This window comes from Methylobacterium sp. CM6247 (assembly GCF_054817925.1).
Genome location: NZ_JBTXKX010000003.1, coordinates 1,776,870 through 1,802,352, shown reverse-complemented (window position 1 = coordinate 1,802,352; position 25,483 = coordinate 1,776,870). Strand labels below are relative to the sequence as shown.

26 protein-coding genes are annotated in these 25,483 nt (G+C 65.5%); 11 read left to right on the top strand and 15 right to left on the bottom strand.

Annotated elements, in window-relative coordinates; translation table 11 throughout:
• The first annotated feature begins 9 nt into the window (after window positions 1–9).
• Both trhO and ACYQOP_RS09295 read left to right on the top strand, forming a co-directional pair.
• Window positions 10–759: an oxygen-dependent tRNA uridine(34) hydroxylase TrhO gene (gene trhO, locus ACYQOP_RS09300; RefSeq protein WP_461222186.1), complete on the top strand. Its 750-nt coding sequence runs from the start codon at window positions 10–12 to the stop codon at window positions 757–759.
• Between the two features lie 13 nt (window positions 760–772).
• A complete protein-coding gene (locus ACYQOP_RS09295; RefSeq protein WP_018045441.1) occupies window positions 773–991 on the top strand; it encodes a SlyX family protein in 219 nt (72 codons plus the stop codon).
• 162 nt (window positions 992–1,153) lie between these two features.
• Here the strand turns inward: ACYQOP_RS09295 and ACYQOP_RS09290 are convergent, their stop codons facing one another.
• Entirely contained in the window at window positions 1,154–2,584 is a 1,431-nt protein-coding gene (locus ACYQOP_RS09290; RefSeq protein ID WP_056422006.1) for a TAXI family TRAP transporter solute-binding subunit, read from the bottom strand.
• An 89-nt stretch (window positions 2,585–2,673) separates the two neighbouring features.
• Here ACYQOP_RS09290 and ACYQOP_RS09285 point away from each other — a divergent pair, with 89 nt between their 5' ends.
• The 3 genes from ACYQOP_RS09285 (at window position 2,674) to ACYQOP_RS09275 (ending at window position 6,443) form a co-directional block, all read left to right on the top strand.
• On the top strand, window positions 2,674–3,339 hold the full coding sequence (locus tag ACYQOP_RS09285; RefSeq protein ID WP_461222184.1) for a RecX family transcriptional regulator: 666 nt from the start codon (window positions 2,674–2,676) through the stop codon (window positions 3,337–3,339).
• Between the two features lie 306 nt (window positions 3,340–3,645).
• Window positions 3,646–4,860, top strand: coding sequence for a putative DNA modification/repair radical SAM protein (locus tag ACYQOP_RS09280; RefSeq protein ID WP_056422010.1), 1,215 nt, complete (start codon window positions 3,646–3,648; stop codon window positions 4,858–4,860).
• On the top strand, window positions 4,860–6,443 hold the full coding sequence (locus ACYQOP_RS09275) for a UdgX family uracil-DNA binding protein (protein WP_461222183.1): 1,584 nt from the start codon (window positions 4,860–4,862) through the stop codon (window positions 6,441–6,443). The genes ACYQOP_RS09280 and ACYQOP_RS09275 overlap by 1 nt, the downstream gene beginning before the upstream one ends.
• Window positions 6,444–6,744: 301 nt before the next feature.
• Here ACYQOP_RS09275 and ACYQOP_RS09270 read toward each other — a convergent pair whose 3' ends face one another.
• The 4 genes from ACYQOP_RS09270 to ACYQOP_RS09255 all read right to left on the bottom strand — a co-directional run bounded on the left by ACYQOP_RS09270 (window position 6,745) and on the right by ACYQOP_RS09255 (window position 12,371).
• The gene (locus ACYQOP_RS09270) at window positions 6,745–8,001 is read right to left on the bottom strand and encodes a sensor histidine kinase (protein ID WP_461222181.1); all 1,257 of its coding nucleotides are present in this window, start codon (window positions 7,999–8,001) and stop codon (window positions 6,745–6,747) included.
• Window positions 8,002–8,500: 499 nt separating this feature from the next.
• Complete coding sequence (locus tag ACYQOP_RS09265; protein ID WP_461222180.1) at window positions 8,501–9,187, bottom strand: YoaK family protein; 687 nt, start codon at window positions 9,185–9,187, stop codon at window positions 8,501–8,503.
• A gap of 206 nt (window positions 9,188–9,393) precedes the next feature.
• Complete coding sequence (locus tag ACYQOP_RS09260) at window positions 9,394–9,912, bottom strand: Ros/MucR family transcriptional regulator (RefSeq protein WP_056422016.1); 519 nt, start codon at window positions 9,910–9,912, stop codon at window positions 9,394–9,396.
• Window positions 9,913–10,364: 452 nt separating this feature from the next.
• On the bottom strand, window positions 10,365–12,371 hold the full coding sequence (locus ACYQOP_RS09255) for an OPT family oligopeptide transporter (RefSeq protein ID WP_461222179.1): 2,007 nt from the start codon (window positions 12,369–12,371) through the stop codon (window positions 10,365–10,367).
• Window positions 12,372–12,841: 470 nt separating this feature from the next.
• Here ACYQOP_RS09255 and ACYQOP_RS09250 point away from each other — a divergent pair, with 470 nt between their 5' ends.
• The 3 genes from ACYQOP_RS09250 to ACYQOP_RS09240 are packed head-to-tail and all read left to right on the top strand — an operon-like array spanning window position 12,842 to window position 15,286.
• On the top strand, window positions 12,842–13,798 hold the full coding sequence (locus tag ACYQOP_RS09250; RefSeq protein ID WP_461222178.1) for a methyltransferase: 957 nt from the start codon (window positions 12,842–12,844) through the stop codon (window positions 13,796–13,798).
• An 18-nt stretch (window positions 13,799–13,816) separates the two neighbouring features.
• Entirely contained in the window at window positions 13,817–14,764 is a 948-nt protein-coding gene (egtD, locus tag ACYQOP_RS09245) for an L-histidine N(alpha)-methyltransferase (protein WP_461222177.1), read from the top strand.
• Between the two features lie 27 nt (window positions 14,765–14,791).
• Window positions 14,792–15,286, top strand: a complete 495-nt coding sequence (locus ACYQOP_RS09240; protein ID WP_461222176.1) for a DUF2243 domain-containing protein — start codon at window positions 14,792–14,794, stop codon at window positions 15,284–15,286.
• A 36-nt stretch (window positions 15,287–15,322) separates the two neighbouring features.
• Here the strand turns inward: ACYQOP_RS09240 and ACYQOP_RS09235 are convergent, their stop codons facing one another.
• The 8 genes from ACYQOP_RS09235 to ACYQOP_RS09200 all read right to left on the bottom strand — a co-directional run bounded on the left by ACYQOP_RS09235 (window position 15,323) and on the right by ACYQOP_RS09200 (window position 20,414).
• Window positions 15,323–15,682, bottom strand: a complete 360-nt coding sequence (locus ACYQOP_RS09235) for a hypothetical protein (protein ID WP_461222175.1) — start codon at window positions 15,680–15,682, stop codon at window positions 15,323–15,325.
• 148 nt (window positions 15,683–15,830) lie between these two features.
• Window positions 15,831–16,151 (bottom strand): hypothetical protein, encoded by a 321-nt coding sequence (locus tag ACYQOP_RS09230; protein WP_461222174.1) that lies wholly within the window; start codon window positions 16,149–16,151, stop codon window positions 15,831–15,833.
• A gap of 45 nt (window positions 16,152–16,196) precedes the next feature.
• Window positions 16,197–16,415 carry a hypothetical protein gene (locus ACYQOP_RS09225; protein ID WP_056422031.1) on the bottom strand — a complete coding sequence of 73 codons (219 nt, stop codon included), beginning with the start codon at window positions 16,413–16,415 and terminating at the stop codon, window positions 16,197–16,199.
• Window positions 16,415–16,600: a hypothetical protein gene (locus ACYQOP_RS09220; RefSeq protein WP_246748098.1), complete on the bottom strand. Its 186-nt coding sequence runs from the start codon at window positions 16,598–16,600 to the stop codon at window positions 16,415–16,417. The genes ACYQOP_RS09225 and ACYQOP_RS09220 overlap by 1 nt, the downstream gene beginning before the upstream one ends.
• Window positions 16,601–16,911: 311 nt before the next feature.
• Window positions 16,912–17,772: an SDR family oxidoreductase gene (locus ACYQOP_RS09215; protein ID WP_311275754.1), complete on the bottom strand. Its 861-nt coding sequence runs from the start codon at window positions 17,770–17,772 to the stop codon at window positions 16,912–16,914.
• A gap of 268 nt (window positions 17,773–18,040) precedes the next feature.
• A complete protein-coding gene (locus ACYQOP_RS09210; protein WP_461222172.1) occupies window positions 18,041–18,562 on the bottom strand; it encodes a hypothetical protein in 522 nt (173 codons plus the stop codon).
• A gap of 11 nt (window positions 18,563–18,573) precedes the next feature.
• The gene (locus tag ACYQOP_RS09205) at window positions 18,574–19,728 is read right to left on the bottom strand and encodes a zinc-dependent alcohol dehydrogenase (protein WP_461222171.1); all 1,155 of its coding nucleotides are present in this window, start codon (window positions 19,726–19,728) and stop codon (window positions 18,574–18,576) included.
• A gap of 176 nt (window positions 19,729–19,904) precedes the next feature.
• Window positions 19,905–20,414 carry a ferritin-like domain-containing protein gene (locus tag ACYQOP_RS09200; RefSeq protein WP_056422041.1) on the bottom strand — a complete coding sequence of 170 codons (510 nt, stop codon included), beginning with the start codon at window positions 20,412–20,414 and terminating at the stop codon, window positions 19,905–19,907.
• Window positions 20,415–20,944: 530 nt separating this feature from the next.
• Here ACYQOP_RS09200 and ACYQOP_RS09195 point away from each other — a divergent pair.
• Window positions 20,945–21,094 carry a hypothetical protein gene (locus ACYQOP_RS09195; protein WP_156467615.1) on the top strand — a complete coding sequence of 50 codons (150 nt, stop codon included), beginning with the start codon at window positions 20,945–20,947 and terminating at the stop codon, window positions 21,092–21,094.
• 134 nt (window positions 21,095–21,228) lie between these two features.
• On the opposite strand, the gene ACYQOP_RS09190 is transcribed toward ACYQOP_RS09195, so the two are convergent.
• Window positions 21,229–21,567 carry a hypothetical protein gene (locus ACYQOP_RS09190; RefSeq protein WP_056422045.1) on the bottom strand — a complete coding sequence of 113 codons (339 nt, stop codon included), beginning with the start codon at window positions 21,565–21,567 and terminating at the stop codon, window positions 21,229–21,231.
• Window positions 21,568–21,828: 261 nt separating this feature from the next.
• The gene (locus ACYQOP_RS09185; protein ID WP_056423210.1) at window positions 21,829–22,095 is read right to left on the bottom strand and encodes a hypothetical protein; all 267 of its coding nucleotides are present in this window, start codon (window positions 22,093–22,095) and stop codon (window positions 21,829–21,831) included.
• 579 nt (window positions 22,096–22,674) lie between these two features.
• Here ACYQOP_RS09185 and ACYQOP_RS09180 point away from each other — a divergent pair.
• On the top strand, window positions 22,675–24,615 hold the full coding sequence (locus tag ACYQOP_RS09180) for a methyl-accepting chemotaxis protein (RefSeq protein ID WP_461222170.1): 1,941 nt from the start codon (window positions 22,675–22,677) through the stop codon (window positions 24,613–24,615).
• A 328-nt stretch (window positions 24,616–24,943) separates the two neighbouring features.
• Complete coding sequence (locus tag ACYQOP_RS09175) at window positions 24,944–25,453, top strand: RNA polymerase sigma factor (RefSeq protein ID WP_461222169.1); 510 nt, start codon at window positions 24,944–24,946, stop codon at window positions 25,451–25,453.
• Window positions 25,454–25,483 lie beyond the last annotated feature (30 nt).

Below are 25,483 nucleotides of genomic sequence, written 5' to 3'. Positions count from 1 at the left end.
CTGCCGCCGATGCCCTACACCGTCGCCGCCCTCTACCGCTTCGTTCCCCTGCCCGACGCCGCAGACCTGCGTGACGCGTTGGAGCGGCGCTGCGTGGAACTCGGCATCCTCGGCACGCTCCTCCTGGCGCGGGAGGGGATCAACGGCACCATCGCGGGCAGCGCGGCCGGCATGGCCACGCTCCTGTCGGAGCTGCGCGACGGGCCGCTCTTCGGCGAGCGCCTGAGGGATCTCGACGTGAAGCTTTCGAGCGCGGAGGCCGCGCCTTTCGCTCATCTCAAGGTGCGGGTGAAGCGGGAGATCGTGACCTTCGACGACGGCGCCACCGATGCGGGCGAGGCCGGGATTCCCGTGCCGCCCGAGGCGTGGAACGCTCTGCTCGATACGCCGGGCCTCCTCCTCCTCGACACCCGCAACGCCTTCGAGGTCAATCTCGGCACGTTCGAAGGCGCCACCGACCCGCATCTGTCGCGGTTCTCGGATTTCCGGGCCTATGTCGACGGCCTCGACCCTGTCGAGCATCCGGCGGTGGCGATGTTCTGCACCGGCGGCATCCGCTGCGAGAAGGCCGGGGCCTATATGCGCGCCAAGGGGTTCGCCACCGTCCACCATCTCGAGGGCGGCATCCTGCGCTATCTCGAGACGATCCCGGAAGCCGAGAGCCGCTGGCGCGGCGACTGCTTCGTCTTCGACCACCGCATCGCGCTCGGACCCGGCCTCGTCGAGCGGCCCGACCACGATTCCGAGACATTGCGATGAGGCGGGGCCAGCCATGACCGACGACGATACGCTCTCCGCCCGCATCGACGCCCTGGAAATGCGGCTGACCGAGCAGGACGTGGTCATCGACGACCTCAACGCGACGATCACCGCGCAATGGCGCCAGATCGATGCCCTGACGCGGCATCTGGCCAAGCTCGTAGAGCAGGTCGAGGAGGCCGGCGCCCGCACCGGCACCGGCGCCCCGGAACCGCCCCCGCCGCATTATTGAGCCCCTGATCTGGACTCACCTCCGAGCGAGAATCGGCCGCTCGCATGGTTTCAATCCGTCATCCCGAGGCGGAGTGCTCTTCGCGTGCAAAGCAGCGCCACGCGCGAGACCCGGATTTCCGTTGTCGCCGCTCGATGAGAAGAGGCGATGTGAAAGCCTCTTCTATTCCGCCGCCGGCCGATCCAGCCTGAGGAGACGCGCGGACCGCGTCCGCAGGGGCCGGCGCTCGGGCTCGGCGCCGGTGACGAGGGAACGGCGGGCATCCGCGATGGCGCCGTGCACCGCATCGATGGCCAGGATCAGGGCGTTCATCGCGCGGGTGTCGACATTGCGCTCGCGGGCATGCTGAACGACGTCGGTGACGAGATCGTCGGTCTCGCGAACGAGGCCGTCGAGCTGCTCCCTCGTGGTGGCCGAGCGGATGTCCCTGAGGATGTCGAGCAGACGGTCGAGGACCACGTCCACCCGCTCCCGGCGCTGGCGGGCGAGGCGCTGGCCGAGCCAGGCGATGCCGGAGCCGATCGTGCCGCCGAAGAAGGCGAGGAGGTAGACGTAATCCTCGTAGCGTTCGAACAGGGTCTGCTGCTCACGCTCGAAATAATCGACCGCCCCCGGATGGTTGGGAAGGCGGGCGCTGGTGGCGGCCACCGACGTCTCGAAATCCGGAGCCTTCATCAGGTTGGCGATGGGGGCGTTCGGCGCGAGTTTCGAGCGCCATTCGAACAGGTGCTGGGTCACGGACGCCACCGAGTAGCGGCTCACCGCGCCCCGCGCCATCAGCCGGTAGGAGGCGCCCACCGTCTTCACGTCCTCATCCGGGCGCTTGGGCCGGCCGCCGAACGTACCCGCTGGGATCGTCGCCGATTGCAGTTCCGGCATGCGCTGCACGATCGCGTCGCCATCGGGCACGGAGACGATGGTGATCTTCTTCTCGTGGGAGGCCATCTCCACCGCCCGCACCGTGGAAATCGCGGCCTTCGAGGTCGGGGCCGCGATGACGGCGACGGCGTCCACGGTGCCGGCCTGCAGGGCGGCCGTGACCTCGCCGGGCTTGAGCGGCACGAGGGCGATATGGCTGGCGGCGAGCGTCTGACCGGGTTCGGGCGCCGGCACGGCCGTGAAATCGTAGAAGGCGAGGAGATTGGTGACGAAGGGCCGGTCGGCGGCGTGGCGCTCGACGATGCCGAGGCGCTTCTTCGCAAGGTCGGGGAAGCTCTCGATCTCGCTCGCTTCCGGCGTGGCGATGAGCAGCGTCTCCTCGTGCAGGAGGGCTAAGGTCAGGCCGTTATCGGGCAGGAACACGTCGGGTCGGACCACGGCGAGGTCGGCGCGACCCGCCTGGAGCGCCGCGGCGCTGTCGCGCACGTCGTCATAGGTCCGCACATTCAGGCGCACGTCCTCCCGTGCCCGGCTCAAGGCCTGGGCGTAGGTTTCGAGCAATTGCGCCTCGGCCCCATCGCGAGGGCCGACCGCCACCGTGAGAACGGTCGGGCGCGACAGGTAGACCACGGCGGCCGCCAGGACGGCGAAGCCGAGGCCGAGCGCGACCAGGAGCCACTCGCGCTTCAGGAGGAATGCCGGCATGACATGCATGCGTCCTCTCGGGGTAAGACAGGAAACCGGTTCACGGTCGAGACGATGCGCGACATGATCCTGAAACCTGTCCGAAGCGTGATGAACCGATGAACGCTCGAAACGTTGCAGCGGGTCGGCCTGGGCCCTCTCGTGAGGCAAAACCCACGCCCCGCGAGGCAAAACCTAATACCCGCGAGGCAAAACCCACGCCCCGCGAGGCAAAACCTACGCCGCCGGTCACGGCCGCGTATCTGGAGCGCGTCGCCCTGCACTATCTGGAGCGCTACAGCGCCTCCGTGGCGATGCTGCGCCAGACCTTGGAGCGCCGGGTCGCCAAGAGGTGCCGGCTCCGGGACGAAGACCCGGCCACCTTCGCCGAGACCATTGCCGCCATCGTGGAGCGCGCCCGTTCCTCCGGCCTCGTGGACGATGCCCGGTTCACCGCCGCGCGGGCCGCGACCCTGCGCCGGCGCGGGACCTCCGCCCGCGGCCTCGCGGCCAAGCTCGCGGCCAAGGGAGTCGACCGGACGCTGATCGCCGAAACTCTGGAGACCGAGCGCGACCGGGGCGAGGAGGAAGGCACCAATGCGGAGGAGGTGGCGGCCCGCGCCTATGCCAAGCGCCGCCGCCTCGGCCCGTTCCGCCGCCCCGACCTCCGTGCCGCCCACCGCGACAAGGATCTCGCCTCGATGGCGCGGGCCGGGTTCTCGTACGGATTGGCGAAGACGATCGTCGACGAGGAGGTGAATGCGGAGGACGGGCTCGACCGGTGATGGAGGTATCTCCGTCAGCCGAGCGGTGCTTCCGCCTCTCCCCGCGTGCGGGGAGAGGGCTTCATGCCCCCTCGTCGGGGCATGAAGCGAGGCGGCAGCCGAAGGTGGGGGGCCGAGCCGTACAAGCCTCATCCGGATTCACCCCCTCACCCCCGCTTCGGCTTTCGCCTGCGCTCGCCGCATGGACGACAAGGTCCATGCGGCCCTCTCCCCGCCCGGCGGGGAGAGGGGACAGCACCCTGCGGCATTTCCGACCCGGCCCGACAAAAACTTGAACGAAACACGAACGACGCGCATGTCCCTGTCATGGACGAGACCCTCGCCAAGAAGCTGCGCATCCTGGCCGATGCCGCGAAATACGACGCCTCCTGCTCCTCGTCGGGGGCACCCAAACGGGTGGCGGGCAAGGGCGAACTCGGCTCCACCACCGGGGCCGGCATCTGCCACGCCTACACGCCGGACGGGCGCTGCATCTCGCTCCTGAAGATCCTGCTGACCAATTACTGCCTGTTCGATTGCGCCTATTGCGTGAACCGGCGCTCCTCCAACGTCGCTCGCGCCAAATTCACCGTCGAGGAGGTCGTGACCCTCACGGTGGAGTTCTACAAGCGCAACTACATCGAAGGGTTGTTCCTGTCCTCGGGCATCATCAAGTCGCCCGACCACACGATGGAATTGCTGACGCGGGTGGCCAAGAGCCTTCGGCGCGACCACGGCTTTCGCGGTTACATCCACCTGAAATCGATCCCCGAGGCGAGCCCCTGGCTGGTGGAGGAGGCGGGGCTCTATGCCGACCGGCTCTCGATCAACCTCGAACTTCCAACCGATGCCAGCCTGCACCGGCTGGCGCCGGAGAAGAACGGCCCGGTCATCCAGAACGCGATGAAGCAGATCGGCGCGCGGATCACCGAGGCGAAGGCCGAGAAGCGCCGGTTCTCGCCCGCCGGCCAGTCGACGCAGGTCATCGTCGGCGCGGACACTACCACCGACGAGGCGCTGATCCGCAAGAGCGCCCTCCTGTACGGCTCGTTCAACCTGAAGCGGGTCTATTACTCGGCCTTCAGCCCGATCCCCGACGGCTCCGCCATCCTGCCGCTGAAATCCCCGCCGCTCCAGCGCGAGCACCGGCTTTACCAGGCCGATTGGCTGATCCGGTATTACGATTTCTCCGCCGACGACGTGGCGGATGCCGCCGAAGACGGCATGTTCTCCCTCGACATCGATCCGAAACTGGCCTGGGCCCTGAAGCACCGGGGGCGTTTCCCCGTGGACGTGAACGCCGCCGACCGCGAGATGCTGCTGCGGGTGCCGGGCCTCGGTGCGCGTGCCGTCGACAAGATCGTGAAGGCGCGCCGCCACACACGGCTGCGCCTGGACGACGTCGCCCGTCTCACCTCCGGCCTGAAACGGGCCCGCCCGTTCCTGATCGCCGCCGATTATCACCCGGGCCCCGGCGGTACCGACCGGCTGGACCTGCGCGCCAAGCTCGTCGAGCCAGCGCGGCAGCTGAGCCTGTTCTGATGGACCGCGATGGTGAGCACCACCCTCCCCCCTCTGCGGGGGAGGGTGCCTGCGGAGCAGGCGGGAGAGGGGACGACCTTTCCGGAGATGGCGCTCCCCTCTCCCAACCCTCGCTCACGCGAGGGCCACCCTCCCCCGTAGAGGGGGCAAGGTCGGGTGGATCACTCCAAACGATCACCCTCCGCGAGGGCGCCGATCTCGACGGGTTCCGCGCCGCAGCGCGCCGGCTCGCCGCCGCATCGGTCCCGCCCGATAGAGTAGTCTGGTCCATCGGGCAGGCCCCCGGCCTGTTCGGACAGGTCTCCCAGCCAGAATCCGGCTCCGATGCGCCACTAAGCCTGCCGCGCGCGGTGGCCGACCTGATCCGCATGGTCGTCCCGCACCGCGACCCCGAGCGCTACGCCCTGCTCTACACCCTGATCTGGCGCATCACGCACGGCGAGCGTGGCCTGCTGGAAGTGGGAAGCGACCCGCTGGTCCATCGGCTCGACCGGATGCGCAAGGCCATCGCCCGCGACCTGCACAAGATGCACGCCTTCCTGCGGTTCCGGCGGACTGAGGCCGACGGTGTCGAGCGCTTCGTCGCCTGGTTCGAGCCGGACCATCACATCCTGGAGGCGGCAACCACGTTCTTCGTCTCGCGTTTCCGGTCGTTGCACTGGACGATCCTCACGCCGGACGGCTCCGCCCACTGGGATGGGGAGACCCTGACCTTCGGCCCCCTGGGACGACGCGAGGATGCGCCCGAGGCCGACGGGTTCGAGGCCGGCTGGCGCGATTATTATGAGAGCACGTTCAACCCCGCCCGCACCAACCTCGTCGCCATGCGGGCGGAAATGCCGAAGAAGTATTGGCGCAACATGCCGGAAACAGCGGCGATCCCCGGCCTCGTCCGCGCCGCCTCAGCCCGCACGGAAGCCATGATCGAACGGGAGCCGCAAATGCCGACCAAGCGTAACCCCGCCAAGGCCGTCGCCGCCATGTCCGACCAGGATCCCACCTCCCTGGAGGAGCTCAATGCCATCATCCGGCGCTCGGAGCCCCTGGTGCCGGGCGCGACCCAGGCCGTCCTCGGCGAAGGCCCTGCCCATGCCGCCATCGCCTTCGTCGGCGAGCAGCCGGGCGACCAGGAGGATCGGCAGGGCCGCCCCTTCGTGGGACCGGCCGGGCAGCTCCTGTCCCGCGCCATGGCGGATGCGGGCATCCAGCGGAACGCGGCCTACCTCACCAATGCGGTCAAGCATTTCAAGTTCGAGGAGCGCGGCAAGCGCCGCATCCACCAGAAGCCCACTGCCGGCGAGGTGAGCCATTACCGCTGGTGGCTCGACCGGGAGCTGGATTTCGTGGCCCCCAAACTCGTCGTGGCCCTGGGCGCCACCGCCGTCCTGGCCCTGACGGGCAAGGCGATCCCGATCACCCGCGCCCGCGGCCCCGCTTCTTTCGGCAAGCCCTATGAGGGCTTCATCACGGTGCACCCCTCCTACCTCCTGCGCCTCCCCGACGAAGCCAAGGAAGACGCTTACGCGGCCTTCGTGGCCGACCTGAAACGGGTCGGGGATCTGGCGCGAACGTTGGGGGGATAGCGGCTTGGCCACGGGATCCGGCTCTACGATCGATGACCTTGCCCTAGCTGCGGGTACGACCTGCGCATTCGGGTGTCACGGGTCCGCCTGAGATGCCTCGGGTAGGATAGAAAAGTCTGATGACCGTAGCGACCCCGGAAGAGGGATCGTCCGCGTTGCTGGACGTCATGCAGCGACCCAGCCAGAGCACGGCGTGTCGGACCGTCACCCGTCGATCGACAGCATGACGCGATGCGGGATTGGGACATACGGACCAAGAGATCTTGCCTCCTCATCCCAGATCTCTGAGGCCTGTGAGGCTTCAGGACGAGAAGGAGCGCGGGTCCTCGGCGCCCTCTCGTACGCTGGCCTCCCGATACGGAAATGCGAGCACGACCCGTGTGCCGGGCTGCAGATCCTGCCATTCCGGTTGACCGCCGAGTTGGCGACCGAGCCCGGTGATCACCGTCATGCCGAGGCTCTTCGACCGCGACGGGTCGAAGCCCGTTGGCAGGCCGACGCCGCTGTCGCAGACTTCGAGCCGGAGCCGTCCCGGCTCCTCCCGCGTCACCGAGACCCGCACTTCGCCGGCCCCGTCGGGATAGGCATATTTGAAGGCGTTCGTGACGAGCTCGTTGACGATGAGCCCCAACGGAACGGCATGGTTCGTCGCCACCATGACCGGCGCGACCTCGCAGATCAGTGTTTGGTTCGGCCCCACCGATGCGCCCAGATGTTCGCAAAGCTCCGCCAGGAACTCGGCCAGATCGAGGACCTGGACCTCGTCCGTGCGCCATAGCCGGTCGTGCACCGTCGCGATGGTCAGGACCCGTCTCCGCGCGTCGCCCAGAGCGGCGCGCAAGACGGGATCGGTCGCCATGTCGCCCTGCATGTTCAGCAGGCTCGCCACGATCGAAAGGCTGTTCTTCACCCGGTGGCTGATTTCCCGTGTGAGAACCTCCTGATGCGCCAAGGCCTGCCGTAGACGGGCTTCCGTCTGTTGCAGCTCCTCTTCCTTGCGGTGCCGGTCGATCGCACCGCCCAGCAGGTTGGCGAACCCCTGGAGGAACGCGATATCGGCCTCGGTGAAGCGTCCCTCCGTCGGACTGTCGACTTCGAGGACACCGAACGGCTCGCCCTCGCCACGGATGATGACGTTGATCGCCCGCTGGATCCCATGGTCTTCGAGCACTTTGGGCGTGCGGAAGCGGCTTTCGCCCCCGAGATGGTTCGAGATGACCGGTTGCCCGGTCTGAAAGGCGTAACCGGATGGGCTCGCCGCATCGGCCCCCGTCTTTGCGATACCGACGATTCCGGGCTTCCAGCCGATCCCCGCCTGCACCACGAACTGATGCTCGGCGGGCAAGTATTCCATGATCTTGCAATACCGGCTCTGGAGCCCCTGCGCGCAGACACGCGTCGCCTCCTGCAGGAGCGTGTCGATGAATCGCGTCCTGAGCGCGAACAACCCGAACTCGGCGGTAAGTTCCTGCTGGCGAAGCCGGTAGGCCAGCTGCTCCGCGGCTCCGCCTCCCTGCTCCATGGGCACCCCCGGAGGCATCGATCGATCTGCCGTCATGTCCGGCTTTCTTCCCAGCGGGGCCGCGGCCTCAAACAGCCAAGGCTTTCCCTGCGATCCCAGTGTGATCTCACGAGATGTGACTCGTCGAGCGCCCTCGATTCACGCGGTCGTGCCTCCATCAAACTCTTCAGACGCCGCGGGGATGCATGGTGGCGGACAGACGGTTCCCACGGGCAGGCACGGCATGCTTGCGCCGTCGCCTGGATTGTTTCCGCGAGGATTCGGGATTGCGAAAAGTCGCGAAGGCCGGACCCAAGGGGGTTCGAGAGGAGACGATCCCGCATTCCCGATCCGGGCCAGTCGCCCGACGGGGAGTTTGCCTTCTGCTAACCGAAGCGGTGCATCCTGATGTCGAGCCAAGTTGCGTATCGGCTCCCGTCGTGTGGACACGACACGATGCACCCCGCCGACCCCGTGAGCAGATCGGGGCGGCGGGGCTGCTTCAGGATAAGACGACCGTCGACCTCGCCCCTGACCACGCAGCCGCCGCGCCTCGTCACGCGTTCGGGCTTCGCACGGGGATCATCATCAAACCGGTCAGGATGAGGGCCGGCACGAAGATCGACCAGAAAGACAGGGCCGCCACGCCGAAAGCCCCGGCCAACGCCCCCACGGCGAAAGCCAGCACGGCCGAGAGCGTCCGCTTCAGGCGGGTATTGGTCTGGGCAGTGGCGCGCGCGCCGCAGAAGCGATCGGTCAGGTCGATCACGGCCTGCGTGACATTCACGGTCATCACGGTCGTCGCCGCCAGATGACCGATGACGAGACGGCCGATCCCGTTCTGAATGCCCATGGCGGCGACGCCCAGCATGCCCACGGTGATCGCCGCGATGCCGTCCGGCGATCCGAGGGGCGACAGGGCGATGCCCGCAACCGCGAAGGCGATGAGAACGGCAGCTTCGAGGGCCAGCAAAGGCCGAAGCGGCGCCACCCCTCTCCGCTCCAGGACCAGGGTGACCAGTCGCGTCAGGGCGACGGCCAGGATGAAAACCGGCAGCGCCAGCAGTTTGGCGATGACGCCGCTCGATGTGGAAATCAGCTCCGCACCGATGAGCACGAAATTGCCGGTGACATGCGCCGTGAAGAGGCCGGTGAGGGCGATGAAGGCGGCGGCGTCCACGAACCCCGCGGTGAAGGCGAGGCCGGCACCGATCAAGGTGTCTCCATGATCCCGAACGGGCATTCCGCGCCTCTGATCTTCCCGGGCCTTTGATTTTCCTGGGCCTTTGAGTTTCCCGGGCCTTTGATCTTCCCCGTGCGCAAGGCCTGCCGAAGGCGAGCGCGCTCACCTTCGGATCGGCGTCACTCGAAGCCGATCGCGCAACCGGCTCGGGCCTGTCGCGTGCGGATCGGCTTCGACCGGGCCTCGGCTCAGGCCGAACGTGTCCCTCAGGCGGTGGCGGCCTTGCGCGGACGGCCCGCCCGCTTCGGCTTCTCGGATACCGGAGCGTCGTCCTGAACGACCGTCTCCTCCGGTTCGGGCGCAGGGGCCCGGCGCGGCTGCCCGAGGCCGAGCGACCGGGCGAGTTCCGAGCGTTGCGCCGAGTAGCTCGCGGAGGTCATCGGGTAATCCGGCGGCAGGCCGTATTTCGCGCGGTAGGCTTCGGGGCTGAGACCACGGAGGGTCAGATGGCGGCGCAGCGTCTTGTAGGGCTTACCGTCTTCGAAGCTGATCAGAGCGTCCGGGGAAATCGATTTCTTGATCTGCGCCGGTGTCGCCTTTTCGATCTTGTCGGTCTCGGTTGCCTCCGATCCTCTGGAAGCCAGACCACTGATCGCGGCGTGAACGTTGTTTAGCAGATCAGGCAGCGCGCTTGCAGGTATCGAGTTGTTGGAGACGTAGGCGGATACGAGGTCGGCCGTGAGTTCGATATAATCGGCCTGAAATTCTTGGGCATCATCGCTCATGTGGTAGGTACTCCTGCCAATCCATCAACGGCTATAGATTGACTTCGGCGAGAATGACAATCTTTCAAGAGCTATAATTCCTTGGGCAGGAACCGTTGGTATAAAACCGGACAGAGCGCTGTTTTTCAGTCATCGCACACAAACATTTATTAACGAACGTCTTATTTTCGCCTCATATAATCAGTGCCCATCTCATAATACTGACTTTTACCGGAAAAGACTTTTCCATATTTTTCAATTCTCTCACGACACAAAAGCAAGTCGCCAGAATGCATATTGAATTACAATGCGATGGAAATGATAGCCTTGATCGCGCAGTGAAGTGGAAAACATGACACTCAAGTAAAACTACGCCGGACCGCCCCGGATAATGGTCGATCCGCAAGTCCGGCGGCGAGGTTCCGAAAAGGGGCCCGGTGCGGCACGGGATCCCGATGACGAGATCGTGCCAGTCAGCGCGGAGAGCGGGATACGACCCGGTAGAAGATCCCGATCGCGATCAGAAACACGGCGAGGCCCGCCGTTTCGGTGACGGTGGAAAGCTCGGGACCGGCGATCGTCAGGGAGGCGCTGCGTCCGGTGACGGTATCGGCGGCGGCGAGCAGGACGCCGACGAAACTCTCGCCCACGAGAAAGCCCGATGCGAGCAGGATTCCACGGCGACGCACGGCCTCATAGGCGGGCTCGGCCCCCTCCCCCTCGAACCGCTTCCGGAACGCCCGCTCGCTCAGCCACGCGATCACGCCTCCGATCGCGATCGTCACCACCACGTTCAGCGGAAGATAGATGCCGATGCCCACCGTGAGGGCCGGGAACACGCGCCCGCTTCGGCGCAGCCGCGCCTCCACGGCGACGAGGGCGGCGCCCAGCCCCATACCGGTCAGCACCATGTTCCAGGGCAGCTCGCCGTGAACGATGCCGCTGGCGATCTGCGTCATCAGCGCCGCCTGAGGCGCCGGCAGGGCCATGCTCGCATCCATGCCGTCTCGCGGCAGGGCGCCGACGAACCCGTAAGCGTTGTAGAGGAGCGCCAGCAGGGGACCGATCACGAGCGAGCCGACGCCGACGCCCGCGACCAGCACCGCCTCCTGCCGCCAGGGCGTGGCGTCCACGAGTTGGCCGGTCTTCAGATCCTGCAGGTTGTCGTTGGCGATCGACGCCATGGTGACGATGACCGAGGCGACCAGAAGCGCCAGGCCGATGACGAAACGGTCGCCTTCGGGTCCCGCGCTCCGTCCGATGAGGAGCGGCAGCAGGAGAGCCACCAGCATGGTGGTGAGAATGCCGATCCCTGAGATCGGGCTCGACGACGAGCCGAGGAGGCCCGCGAGATAGCCGCACGCCGCCGCCATCAGGAAGCCGAACCCCGCCGCGAACACGGTCGCCACCACGATCAGCACGGGATAGAGCCCGCCGAGTTCGGCCCCGGCCGAAAACTGGCCGAGCAGGAGCGCCATCGGCAGCATGAGGATCACGGCCGCTCCGCCGACCCAGGTGATCGGAATGTCCCGCTCCTGGCGCGGCAGGTCGCGCAGGCCCCCATGGCTGCCGCGAGCCGATGTCAGGGCGGCGCGGATGCTCGCCAGGATCGGCCGCGCCAGCGTCGCCACGGTCCAGGCCCCGCCGACCGCGATGATGCCGGCTCCGATCAGGCGGACGCGGTCCGACCACACCGCCTCGGCGGCAGCGCCAGGGTCCATCCCCTCCCCCTGCCCGAGGGTCGTCAGGACCGGGACCGCCACCCCCCAGGCGATGATCACGCCGGTGAGCAACGCGAGGCAGGCTCCGATGCCGACGAGATAGCCGACGCCGACGAGGGCCAGGGAAAAGCCGGTCCCGAGCCGGAACACGGCCCCACCGGCCTGCAGGGTGGTGTGGAGACCCTCGCCGAGGACGCGCAAGCCGCTCGTCGCGAATGCGATCAGGGCCGCCGCCCCTCCGGCGCGGAGCAGATCGCGCAGACCGTGCCGGCTGCCGTCTCCGTCCTCGGTTCCGGCACCGGCCTTCAGCACCTCGGCGGCGGCCACGCCTTCGGGAAACGGCAGCCCGGCCTCGGCCACGAGCGCCCGCCGCAGCGGGATCGAGAAGGCGACGCCGAGCAATCCGCCGACGAGGCAGACCCCTCCGGTCTGCCAGAACGGAAATCCCTGCCAATGGCCGATCAGCACGAGGCCGGGTAGGACCAGGATGACGTTGCAGAGCGTCCCGGCGGCCGAGGCCTGCGTCTGCACGATGTTGTTCTCGAGAATCGAGGTCTCGCCGAACAACCGCAGCAGGCCCATCGACAGCATCGCGGCGGGAATCGATGACGAGAACGTCATGCCGGTCTTCAGGCCCATATAGACATTGGCCGCCATGAACACGATTGTGATGGCCGCTCCGAGCACCAGGCCTCGGAGGGTCAATTCCCGGAAACGCCGCTCTTCTCCGTGAAGCTGTCGGCCGGTCCGCGCATCCATCGATCATGCCTCATCGGCCCATCGGGCTCGTCATCGGTGAGTGAAGCGGCGGCGCGCGATACGTCCGGGATGGCGCTCTTCGGGTCATCGGCCTCGCCTGAACCCAATCCAGTATCAGGCAAGGCGCCTTGATTAACATCTGCATAATGCTTGATCGAAGTTAGTTTTAACCGAGGTTACCAATGCAACGCCGCCATAACTAGGAACAACCACAGTCAAGCCCGGTTGTGGTCGCATATATCCAGCCTGGATCGCGCCCCATCGACGCAACATTGGCCGAACACGGATCGCTTTTCCTTTCGGACGCCGCCCGCTGGTGAACCGAGATCTACGCCGCCCAAGAGGGGGCCAGCGCGTCCACCCGCGCGACGAGCCCGACGGCCGGCGAACGAGGAACCCGATACGGGCGAATGCGCGATCCGGCTCCGATGCGAAAAGATGGGCCGAACCCGGCAAACAGACCATGGGAGATGACCGGAGTGCAGAGTGTGGGACCTGAAACGGAGGACGCCCTCGTCGATCTCATCCGCACGGTGCGGGACACGGGCTACACGTTCACGACCGTGACGCCGGCGAGCCATGCCCGTGTCAATGCACGCCCGGACGCGGCGCGCGCCCGCCACCTGCGCGACGTCCTCGGCTGGAGCCGCCCGTTCTCGGACGACGCCGTGCCGTCGGACGTTCTCGCCGCCCTGCAACGGGCGGGCGTCGTCGACAGCGAGGGTGAGTTCCGGCGCGCCACGATCCGCCTCTCGAGCCTCGACGACGAACTCTTCCTGCATTCGGCCTATCCGCCCGATTCGACGGACGCGGTCTTCTTCGGCCCCGATACGATGCGCTTCGTCTCCGCCGTCATCGCTCATCTCGCCCAACGCGAGAAACCGGTTCACCGGGCCGTCGATATCGGCTCGGGATCGGGAGCGGCCGGGATCGCCATCGCCAAGCGCGCCGCGGGCGCCGAAGTACTCCTCGTCGACATCAATCCGGCCGCTCTGCAGGCCGGCCGGATCAATGCCCGGGCCGCCGGGGTCGCCGGCATCGAGCCGAGACGGAGCAATCTCCTCGACGACGTCGAGGGCGATTTCGACCTCATCGTCTCCAACCCGCCCTTCATGATCGACCGGAGCGGCCGTACCTACCGCCATGGTGGGGGGACCTTCGGCGAAGGGCTGTCACAGGCCGTGGTCGAGGCGGCGGCCGAACGTCTGGCCCCGGGGGGCAGCCTCGTTCTGTTCACCGGCTCCGTCATCGTCGATGGCGCCGATCCCTTCCGCGACGCCGCGTTGGCGACCTGTGAAAGACATGGGCTGCGCACGCAGTATCGCGAGTTCGATCCGGATGCTTACGGAGAGGAACTCGAGGACCCGGCCTATGCCGAGGCCGATCGCATCGCCCTGGTGGTGTTGACGGCGACGCGCCCAGCCTGAACCGAGGAAGGCCCTTCCATGATCGATGGTGACGCCGCCCTGTCCCCGAACCAGGCCGACCTGCTGCAGGACGTTCTGGCGGGACTGGCGCAGCCGCAGAAGCGTCTTCCCGGCAAGCTCCTGTGGGACGAGACCGGCTCCGACCTGTTCGACCGCATCTGCAGCAGCGGCGATTACTACCCCACGCGAACCGAGATGGCGCTGTTGCCGTCCGTATCGGCCGAAATCGCCCCCCTGATCGGACCCGGCGCCACCATCGTCGAATTCGGCAGCGGAGCGAGCCGCAAGATCCGTACCCTGCTCGACGCCCTCGACCGGCCGGCGCGCTTCATCGCCATCGACATTTCGGGGGATTATCTCGACGCCGCGATCCGGCGGCTCGCTCGCGATTATCCGCAGATCGAGATGATCCCGGTCTGCGCCGATTACTCCGAGCCGGTCCGGCTACCGGTCGACCTGTCGGGAGGGCCGGTGCTCGGGTTCTTTCCCGGCACCAGCATCGGCAATTTCACCCCCGCCGAGGCCGAACTGTTCCTGGGGCGGGCACGCGCCACCCTGGGGCCGAGCCGCTTTCTCATCGGGGCCGACCCCAACCGGGACGCGGACCGCCTGCGCGGCGCCTATGGCGATGCCGACGGGCTGATGCCGGCCCTGCACCGCAACCTCCTCGAGCGGCTGAACCGGGAGTTCGACGCCGATTTCGACCTGGACAACTTCCGGCACGAACCCCGCATCCTGCCCGATCCTTTCCGGGTGGAAGCGCATCTCGTGGCGCGGGAGCCGGGCTGCTACCTTCTCGCGGGGATGGAGATCCGGTTCCGGGCCGGCGAGAGCATCCACACCGACAACTCGCACAAATACGTGCCCGAGACGTTCCGGACACTTGCCGAGCGCGCCGGGTGGCGGCCAGAGCGGGTCTGGCTCGACCGAGCGGGCCTCTTCAGCCTTCACCTGTTCGCCGCCTGATTTCCCCCAGATCATCCGGACATCCTCATGACAAGCGACGACGCGCGTCCGACCGGCTTCCCGCTCTCGGCGGCCATTCTCTTCGGCCTCGGTATCGGCGGGTTCTTCGATGGAATCGTGCTCCACCAGATCCTGCAATGGCATCACATGCTCAGCAGCGCCGGATATCCCGCGGACAGCGTCGAGAACCTGCAGATCAACACGCTCTGGGACGGTCTGTTTCACGCCTGCACCTATCTCTTCACCCTCGCCGGACTGTTCGTGCTGTGGCGTTACTCGAGGCAGAACCATCTCCGGTGGTCGGGCTGGCTGCTTCCGGGCGGCATCCTGATGGGCTTCGGCATTTTCAATCTCGTGGAGGGGACGATCAATCACCACCTCCTCGGCCTTCACCACGTCAACGAGACCGTGCCACGGGCGCAGTGGATTTATTGGGATGTCGGCTTCCTGCTATGGGGCGCGGCGATGCTCGTCGTCGGCTGGGTCCTGTACCGGCGCGGCCAGGCTCGCGCAGCGATGTAAGATTACCGCGCCGCAGCTTCAGCCGGTGTCGTCGCGTCAGGTCCGAAACAGATACAGCGAACCGCCGATCACCACGGCCGCGAGCACCACGAGGCCGATATAGAGCGGCATGACCCAGGAATCGCGTCCCGTCGCCCGGGCGGTGGCCTGAACCCGAGGCGAGGCCGCCTCCGTGCCCCGCGCCATCGCGATCCGTTCCTTCGAGGGCGTATTCCCGGCGGCCTCGTCATCGGTGCCAAGCGGCGAAAGGCCGACATCGTAATGGGGGATCTTGTCGCCCGTCCTGCCGGAATCGATGTCGGCTTTCAGCATCGCGCTGGTGGGGCGATCGGAATCCGCAGGCGATTCGACCGCGAGGTCGGCGGGCGGCGGAGGCGTCTCGGATCGTAGGCCCATGAGAAAACTCCACTGGCGGTTCATGGCCCGCACACGCGACGCCACCTCGTGCTCGACGTCCCAGCGTCGAGGCAGCGGGGGCCGGATCGCCCCCGCTGTCTCGTGAAGACCGGAGCACCATTGGCTAGGTGAACGATCGAAACGGGTTTTAGTCCCGGTCCTGGCTTTTCAGGCTGCTTTCCCCGCCCGAAAGATCGGTTTTCGGATTGGCCAGGCCGCTCGTGTTCCCGGAAACACCGGATTCGATGGCATCCGGGGGGATTTCGCGGTTGGCCGCGTGATCCTGGTATTGCTCGGTCTGGACCGTCTTGCTGTCCAATCCGCGCTGGTCGGTATGCCGAGACTTGTCGCGGTTACTCAAGACCATGTTCTCTTCGAGGATTCCCTCGGGCAGATCCGTCATCGCGCCCGTTCCGGTGCCCTTGCCCTGAGCACCCGGCCCCATGGAATGGCGATTGGCCTTGGCCATGAAACATCTCCTCCTGTGTCCGAGTTCGAAGGCGTATGCCGCCGCTCAATGCGAGCGGTGACCGCCCTTCCCTTCCGCGTCATGCGCGTGGTGGCGGTCGCGCTCGCCGCCGCCGCCCGACACATGCGAGATGGGATCGTTGGTGGGACTGCCCGGGCGCGGGCCGCGATCCGGTTCGGACCGAGGTTCGGTGGCATCCTGGTGGCTGCTACCGGGCCCGCCATGATGACGATCGGCAGCCGGAGTTTTCTTCGAGGTGCTCATCAGCGGTCCTGTTGATAGCCTTGATGCGTCGTGTTGACCTTGGAATTTCCGGCCTGTCCCATCTTGTCGGGATTCTGCGTCTGTGCGGAACCCTTGGGTGCCGTCGACACGGGCGCCTCCGGCGCGCTGCCGGGCCCCTTGTCGGATTGGTTGGCAGGTGGAACGGGTGGCGGCTTAGCAGTCATTCGGTACACCTATCGAATAGCGTTGCCTTGCAGAGAGAACGATTCACCGCAATGTCAGTTCCGATATTTATCCTTGGCAAATCATCGCGAAGCCTGAACCGTATTTATCTGCATTTTTATTGTCAGAGGCAGGCAATAAGATCCAGCTGTGGGTTCATCGACTGACGCAAGAATGCAGGCGGCACGACGAAGCCGCCTGCTACTGCCGCGAAGGCGGCAGGGATCTTTCGTGGCCCTCGCGGACGGTAAAGCCCTCGGGGCAGCGTTTGGGGCCGCCTCCGAAGTCCGGTCCATCCGAGACCGGGTGCCTCTCAGATGATCGGCTTGCCTCCGGTCACCGCGACGGTGGCGCCGGAGACGTAGCTCGCTTCCGAGCCTGCCAGCATCACATAGACGGGGGCGAGTTCGCAGGGCTGACCCGGACGCTTCATCGGCACCTGCGATCCGAAGCTCTTCACCTTCTCCAACGGCATGGTGGCGGGGATGAGCGGCGTCCAGATCGGACCCGGAGCCACGCAATTCACCCGGATGTCCCGTTCGGCCAGCATCTGGGCGAGACCGCCGGTGAAGTTCTGGATCGCCCCTTTGGTGGTCGCATAGGCCAGGAGCTGCGGGCTCGGCGTATCGGCGTTGACCGAGGTCGTGTTGATGATGGAACTCCCGGGCTTCATATGCGGGAGTGCGGCTTTCACCAGGTAGAACATCGCGTGGATATTGGTCGCGAAGGTGATCTCCCACTCTTCGTCGGAGATCTCTTCGGGGCTGGCGAATGTCTTCTGGTGGGCGGCGTTGTTGACCAGGATATCGACCTGGCCGAACTCGGAGACGGCTGTCTCGACGATGGCGCGGCAATGCCGGGGATCCTTCACATCACCCGCCATCCGCACCGCCTTGCGGCCGGCGGACTCGATCAGCCGGCAGGTCTCGTCAGCATCCTCATGCTCGTCATAATAGCTCACCAGAACATCCGCCCCTTCGCGGGCGTAGGCCAGGGCCACGGCCCGCCCGATGCCGCTATCGGCGCCGGTGATGATCGCCTTGCGACCGGAAAGGCGCCCCGACCCTTTGTAATGCGCCTCGCCGTAATCCGGGCGCGGGTCCATATCGGCATCGCGGCCCGGTGGCGTCAGGGGCCGCTGATTCTCGAATGGCGGCTTCGGGAAATCGGTCATCTCAAGCGATCCTTGCAAGAACAATCATATCTGCGTTGGCGGCGCATGAGGTGACCGCAAGCTTTATCCGTCAGCACGGCAAGCCATGAAAAGCCATTATCCATTCTTATTCAGAAATGATGGCGAGAACACACAGCATTAACAAAAACAATAGCCATGGCGCCCTGGGCTTTGCTTTCGATCACCTCACTCGATGGGACAATTCATGGCGAAGGCTATTGTTTCGACAGCGAAGACGGTTTTAAAAGTCAGGCGGTTCTAGCGATGCTCAACCACCACGCCGCCGCGTATGGCGGCTGCCGTCCTTTGACGACAGCAGGCGGAAGGCCAGGACACCGAGGGCCAGAACGGCCCCTGAAACCGCGGCTTTCCTGACCAGCCCGGCACGGTTGTGCTTGAGTTCCGAACGGAAACCCATTTCGGCGGGGATGTTCGGAACCGTGCCGCGACCGAAATCCTGCACCAGGCCTTCGACGACATTCACCCGGTCGGCCGCCATCAGCATCAACCAATGAGCCCATTCGGACTCACTGTATTTGAAGGCCTGACGCCGCATGGCACCACTGACGCCGCTCGGCGGTGTCGAAGTGCCGAACACCGCCGTGAGGTTGTTCCGCTCGATGGATTGCAGGATTTCGACCGTCTGTCGCTGTTGCGGCGGCCGCAGCCAGTTCATCCCGCCCTTGTCGTCGCGCGATCGGTCGCGCATCGGGTAGGTCGGGTCGTTCTCCGGATTGGCATCGGCACCCCAGCCGGGGATCTTGGATGGGTCGATCGGAAGGTTTCGCATGTCGGTCTTCCTCACCCGCGCGCCGAAGGGGGGACGAGTACGGGTTTGATGCATCCGTCGAGCTTGGCCGAGAAGATGTGATACGCGTCCGCGATCTCCTCCAGAGGCACTTTGTGCGTAATCAAGGCTTTCGGGTTCAGGCGTCCGGCCTCGATATGCTCGATCAATCTCGGCAGGAGGCGCTTGACCGAGGCCTGGTTGGCCCGGATCGTGATGCCCTTGTTCACGACATTGCCGATGGGGATGAGGTTGCCCGTGGGACCGTAGACGCCCACGATCGACACGACGCCCCCCTTCTTCACCGAATTGATCGCCCAATGGAGCGCGGTCGCGGCACCCGCCTCGAGCTTCAACTTCGTGCCCAGCAGGGTATGCAGGGCGCTGCCCGCCGCGTCGCCGCCGACGGCATCGATGCAGACATCGGCACCGAGGGAATCGGTGGTCTTCTTCAGGAAGACGACGGGATCGTCCATCGAGCGGAAGTTGTAGACTTCGGCGGGACAATAAGTCCTCGCGAAATCGAGCCGGTAATCGATGTGGTCGATGAGGATCACACGTCCGGCACCGAACAGCCACGCACACCGGGCCGCCATGATCCCGACGGGACCGGCACCGAAAACCACCACCGTGTCGCCCGGCTGAATACCGGCCATCTCGGCCGCCTGATACCCGGTCGGCACGACATCGGTGAGAAGCACCGCGTCGTCGAGATCCATCGTCGATGGGATCTTGCAGGGGCCAATATCGGCATAGGGGACACGGACATACTCCGCCTGCCCCCCATCGTAGCCGCCGGCCGTGTGCGAATAGCCAAAGATGCCCCCGAGCGCGCTCGCCTGCGGATTGGCTTCATGGCAATTGCCGAAGAGACCTTGCCGGCAGAAATGGCACTGGCCGCAAGCGATGTTGAACGGGACGATCACGTGGTCGCCGACCGAGAGGTTGCCGACCTGCGAGCCGACCTCCTCGACGACACCGATGAATTCATGGCCGAAGGTCATGCCCACCCGGGTATCGGGAACAAGACCATGGTAGAGATGAAGGTCTGAGCCGCAGATGCAGGTGCGGGTCACCCGCACGACGGCATCCTGGACATGTTCGCAGATCGGAACCGGCTTCCTGTCGACCCGAACCCTGTAGGGCCCGCGATAGTTCATCGCCAACATGTCTCGGATCCTCCCCTGAATCCTGATCCCTGGACCGTCCGCGGAGGCTCCCCGCGCCGACGACTCTCAGCCAAGCCGGACGGTATTCGGCTCACACGGATTGGCGCCGAGCTTCCACCGTTCGCCAAGGTGATCGTCGACCCCATGGCGCCCGGCGAATACTCAGCGCCCAGTATTCAGCGGTCGGCTTTTTCGTCGGCTGCGCTGAGTTCCAGATAGCGCAACGTGGTCGGCTGGATGAGCTCGGCGACGGTCTTCGCCATGGCCTGCTCCTCCCTCAGGGATTGCTCGAATGCGGTGCGGTGCGCACTCTGCCCGGCGGCATCCCCGATGGTCACCAGCGAGGTATAGGCCGCGATCTCAAAGTTCTCGAAGGCATGATTGGCGAAGGTGTTCTTCAGGATTTCGTCTTGAGCCGGCACGTGCCCCAGCGCCATCATGTTGCCGACGAAACCGAGGAACCCTTCCTTGATCGCCGAGGGGCCATCGCCGAGGGATGACAGCGCCTCTTCGAGCCGGTCACGCTGGCCATGCGTCTCTTGGATATGGCGACGCAACGCCGCTTCCATTTCAGGATAGCGCTGCAGGCGTTCGACCTGCCTTTCCATAATCTGAAGCGCCTGCAACTCCAGGGCATGCGTGTTCTTCAGGGCAGTAACATAGATGGAGCGCGGGTCGAGTGCCATGTAGACTGTCTCCGAATATTAAACTGTGTTATGTCTCGATTGGACGAAATCCTTGTCTCTCTAACTGTTAACGCTGCAGCCGGTTGCTTAAAGCCTCGCTCAAAATGCGGATACGCTTGCTCGGCGCCCATAAGCCGCAGCGAATGCGATCTCATTTCCTGAGACACCCTTGAGCGGATCGAGCTTGGCCGGGCCTGATCGGGGTCGCTCGTCGTCGCGACATCGCCGGCCCCGCCACCTCGCTCCAAAAGCGAGCCGGCAGGCGGCACATGCGCCGACGACTTGCACCGACAGCCAGAGGCGGACAGCTTACCCGCATCGGATCGGAGATGAGGCTGAATGGCACAGGCGAGAGGGAGGCCGGCAGCGTGGATCGGACTCGCGACGTCAGCGCGCATTCCGTGATCGCGCAACGGCTTAGCGCGGCCTTGGATATCCGTGAGGCTCGCGCGGGGGATGACGCAGGGCGCGCGCTGGAACGCTTCCGATCCAAGGGGCTTTGCTCCCTGCAACGACGAGGGAGCACATCCGTGAAGACAGCCGACACACCGCAGCCCGGCGCCGATCTGCAGCCCATCGACACTCCGCCGGCTGCCCCCGAAAAGCCTGAGCGGCAGCCGCCCTCGATCCCGGAGGAAGACGATCCGGAGATCGAGAAGACCGAAGAGCAGCCGAGCTGACTCCGCATCCTTCATCGGTGTGTTCAACGCGCGAAGCCCCGGACCTCTCGGGTCGCCGGGGCTTCGTCACATTCGCTCAACCTGCGGTCACCGGGGCGCACAGTCGAACCGTGCACCCGACAACCCTCTGCGTTCTACGGACGGATACCGATCTCGGAGGGATGGCGCAGGCCGTGGCGGATGCCGTTCGGCAGGAAGGCCGAACTGGTCATCGCCGCCATCGGCGACATCAGATGCCAATGCGCCGCATCCCGAGGAGTGCCGCTCGACCCGCAGCGTGACGACGGCCGGCTCGCCAGCGTTCCGCCCATCGCGGCTTCCAAGGCCTGCAGGGCCTTCGCGATACGGTCGGGGATTTCCCCCTCGACCGGCGGAAAAGCCTTTGCCATGGCCCGGTCGACGCCGTCCCTGAACGGCATAGCCTCGCTGGCATGGCTGCGAAGCTGCCAGATATTGAGCGGGTTGTCGTTCATGGGGTAAAACTGTCGGCTACGGCGCCGGTTCGCTGACGGGCAGTCCATCTGCCCGCGAAACTGCTTAAGTCCCCATCTTTCACTTAGTTCACATTCTCATCCGAGAAAGCAAAAAAAGCCGCCCGAGGGGCGGCCTTTCTGCGCGACGATCCGTGTTCGAGCCGGACTTCAGACACTCATCAGAACGCTTGCCGAACTCACCAGCGTCGCTGCCAGCATGAGGGTGGCGGCGGCCGCCATGGCGTATGAGAAGATCTTCATTCAGCAGCGATTCCCGCCCGAGGTCTGACCATATTGCTGGACCGGAAAGTTCTGCTGGTTCGCATTGCCTTCGGCGGCGGAGCTCATCGGACAGGTGGCCGGGTTGCGCCCGGCATTGCCGTCGCGGAGACCGAGAGACCCCGTGGCCTCGACGTCGTAGGCATTGAACGAGCTGTAACGGGTCGGGCGCTCGAAAGCCATCGCGGACGAGATCGAAGCAGCGCCAAGAACAAACGCAGTGGCGATAGCGGCGATACGGGTCTTCATCTGTATTACGAGCTCCTTCTTGACGCCGATGCCGAACAACTCGGCTCGTTCGTCTTGTGTGATTTGAATATGGGGCAGCAATCTCATTCCTGACGTGCTGAGCCGCACTCAGCATCGTGGATTAGACCCGGCTACTCTTCTGTCAGTGATATACCAGAGGCAAAACAACTGCTTGGCCGCCGCGCGACCGGCGACCGAAGAGGACGAGCAGGTTGCGAGGGGCCGATGAGGCTCGACGATGTCAGCCGACAGCGCGACATCGTCACCGTGGCCCCAGCGGACCGGACCGGGAGGAGCGAGCCGGACGGTTTCGAAGGAGAGCCGGATGTCGCGACGACGAGGATCGACCACGAGGCTGCGGAGAAAAGCTTTCACGTCCCGTCTCCATCGAACGTCGAACGCAGACTCCCTGGTACGAAATGCCTCACGCGGCCCGTCCATCTTCGGCGAGCCCCGGGCTCGAAAGCTGAAGGATGACTTGTTTTCATTTAACCAAGTCGTGCCAAGGGTAGCGGAACGCCACCGATGCTACAGGGAATGAGACCTGTGTTATTTTTCGATGCAGACCGCCGCGCTCTCATGACCGCGATAGACGAGTCCAGCGCTCGGGTCGAATTCAACCCAGACGGCATAGTATTGGATGCCAATCCGCTCTTCCTCGATGCGATGGGATATTCCCTCTCCGAGTTGAAGGGTCGGCATCACTCACTCCTGGTTTCTTCCGAAGATCAGAAAAGCGACGATTACCGGTTGTTCTGGGAGGCCTTGCGCCGCGGCGAAGCACAGACGCGCGAGTTCAAGCGCCTAGCCAAGCATGAGCGCGAGGTATGGATCCAGGCGACTTACTATCCCGTGTTGGACCGGGCCGGGAAGGTCAGCCGAATTGTCAAGTTTGCGACCGATGTCACCGCTCAAGTGTTGCGCAACATCGAACATGACGGGCAACTCGACGCCCTCCATCGCTCGCAGGCCGTGATCGAGTTTGCCCTCGACGGTACTATCCTGACCGCCAACGCGAACTTCCTGTCGGCGATGGGCTACACGCTCGAGGAGATCGGCGGGCGGCATCACAGCCTCTTCGTCGACCCGTCGGAGCGGGTGGGCGCCGCCTACCGCGAATTCTGGACGTCGCTCGCCCGTGGCGAGTTTCGTTCGGGCGAGTTCAAGCGGATCGCAAAGGACGACCGCGAAGTATGGATTCAGGCGACCTACAACCCGATCCGCGACCGGGACGGGGTCCCGATCAAGGTGGTGAAATTCGCCAGCGACATCACCCGGCAGAAGCTGCAGACCGCCGATGCCATGGGGCAGCTGGAGGCCGTCAATCGGTCCCAGGCGGTGATCGAGTTCGCGTCGGACGGAACGGTCCTCGACGCCAACGAGAACTTCCTGAACGCGGTCGGTTACCAATTGGACGACATAAGGGGGCGCCCGCATGCCATGTTCGTCGAGCCCAGCTATGCGCGGACGCCGGATTACGCCGCCTTCTGGGACCGCCTGCGGGCAGGACAATTTTCCTCCGGCATGTTCCAGCGCTTCGGCAAGGGAGGCCGCTCGGTCTGGATCCAGGCGAGCTACAACCCGATCTTCGATCCCAGCGGCCGGCTGACCAAGATCGTCAAATACGCCTCGGACGTCACCGCCAACATGGAGGCGCGATCCGTCGCGGTCGAGGCGGCGGAGCGGACTCTCGACCACGTCCAGTCCGTCACCGACGCCGCCGACGCCATGAACGCGTCCGCGGAGGCCATTTCCCGCAGCATGGCCCAGTCCAAGACGGTGGTGGACGACATCCATGGGCGTGCCGGCGAAGCGGATGCCGCCACCGAGCGGCTGCGAACCGCCACCGAGGCCATGGGCGGCGTCGCCTCGGTCATCTCCGGCATCGCTCAGCAAATCAATCTGTTGGCGCTCAATGCGACGATCGAGGCGGCGCGGGCCGGCAGCGCGGGGCGCGGCTTCGCGGTGGTCGCGACAGAGGTCAAGAGCCTCGCCAGTCAGGCGGCCTCCGCCACGAACCGGATCAGCAGCGAGATCGCCGGCATGCAGGCGGTCTCGACCGAAGTGGCGGCGACCCTGGCCTCCATCACACAGGCGATCGGGACGATCAGCACGCATGTGGCCGGAGTCACCGAGGCGGTGGATGAGCAGGCACGGACGACGGGGGACATCCTGGTCAGCATGCGGCAAGCGGCCGAGGGAGTGTCGAGCATCAGCACGGGCCTCGACAATTGGACCGTCGGCATGGAGGAACGCCGCGCGGAGCGCCGGAGGCGCGTCCTGCTGCCGGCCCATATTCACCTCCCCGGCGGCGAACGCATCGCATGTTCGGTCCGCGACCTGTCGGAGGGAGGCGCGCGGTTGCATGTGTCGCGACGCGCCGACGTTCCCGACCGGTTCGCCGTCACCATCGACGAGGACGGACGCCGGTTCGATTGTGAAGTCCGGCATCGCTCGGGCGCGGGCTTGAACGTTCAGTTCCGCGACGCCACGGAGACGAGCCTCTACCGCGTGGCGTGACGCCGATGCCTCAGGGCGTTCCGCGCCGGGCCGGCCATCCCGACACGCTTCGGGGGCCCGTCCGGACGCGGATGGCCGATATCTGTGTCCGCAGCGCAACAGGACGGGGGCTTTCGCGCCCAGTGAGAAGCAGGGCGTCCCGGCGGGTAAGGCCGGCCGGCAAGATGTTTCCGACAGAAACACAAGGGCTTGATCCGTCAGGGGCAGGACATTTTAGAAATCATATAAACTATTGACGTGCTTGCATAATTTTGAATCCACCCGCTTGTTTCAACGCCAAGAGATCGTGCGGTCCCGCGGTGATCCCAAGGTGGTGGGAGCTGGTTTTATGCAGCTGGTATCGATGGATGCGCTGCATCGTAGCCAAGGCGCGAAGCTTCAGCGTTTCCTCCTGCGCCTGCTCGGCAATTCCGCCGACGCGGCCGACGCCCACCAGGAGACCTACCTGCGCATGCTCGCGGCGCTCTCGCGCACCAGCGTCGAGAACCCCTCCGCCTTCCTGTTCCAGGTCGCCAACAACGTCGCCCTGCGGATGCGGAACCGGCAGCGGCTGGAAGGGACGCTGTTCCATTCCGTGAGCGACGCGGAGATGTCGGAGATCGTCGATGCCTATGCGCTGCCGGAACGGCAGGTGATGGCGCGCCAGGAGCTCCGGCGGCTCGCCGCCGATATCGACGCGTTGCCGCCCCGGTGCCGGGAGGTGTTCCTCCTCGTCCGCATCGACGGCCATTCCAACGGCGAAGTCGCCACACGCCTGGGCATCAGCCGCAACATGGTGGAGAAGCACCTCATCAAGGCCCTCCTGCATTGCCGCAGCCGGAGCCGCGAACGTTCGTGACACGCGACGTCAGGGATCGGCCGCCTCGTT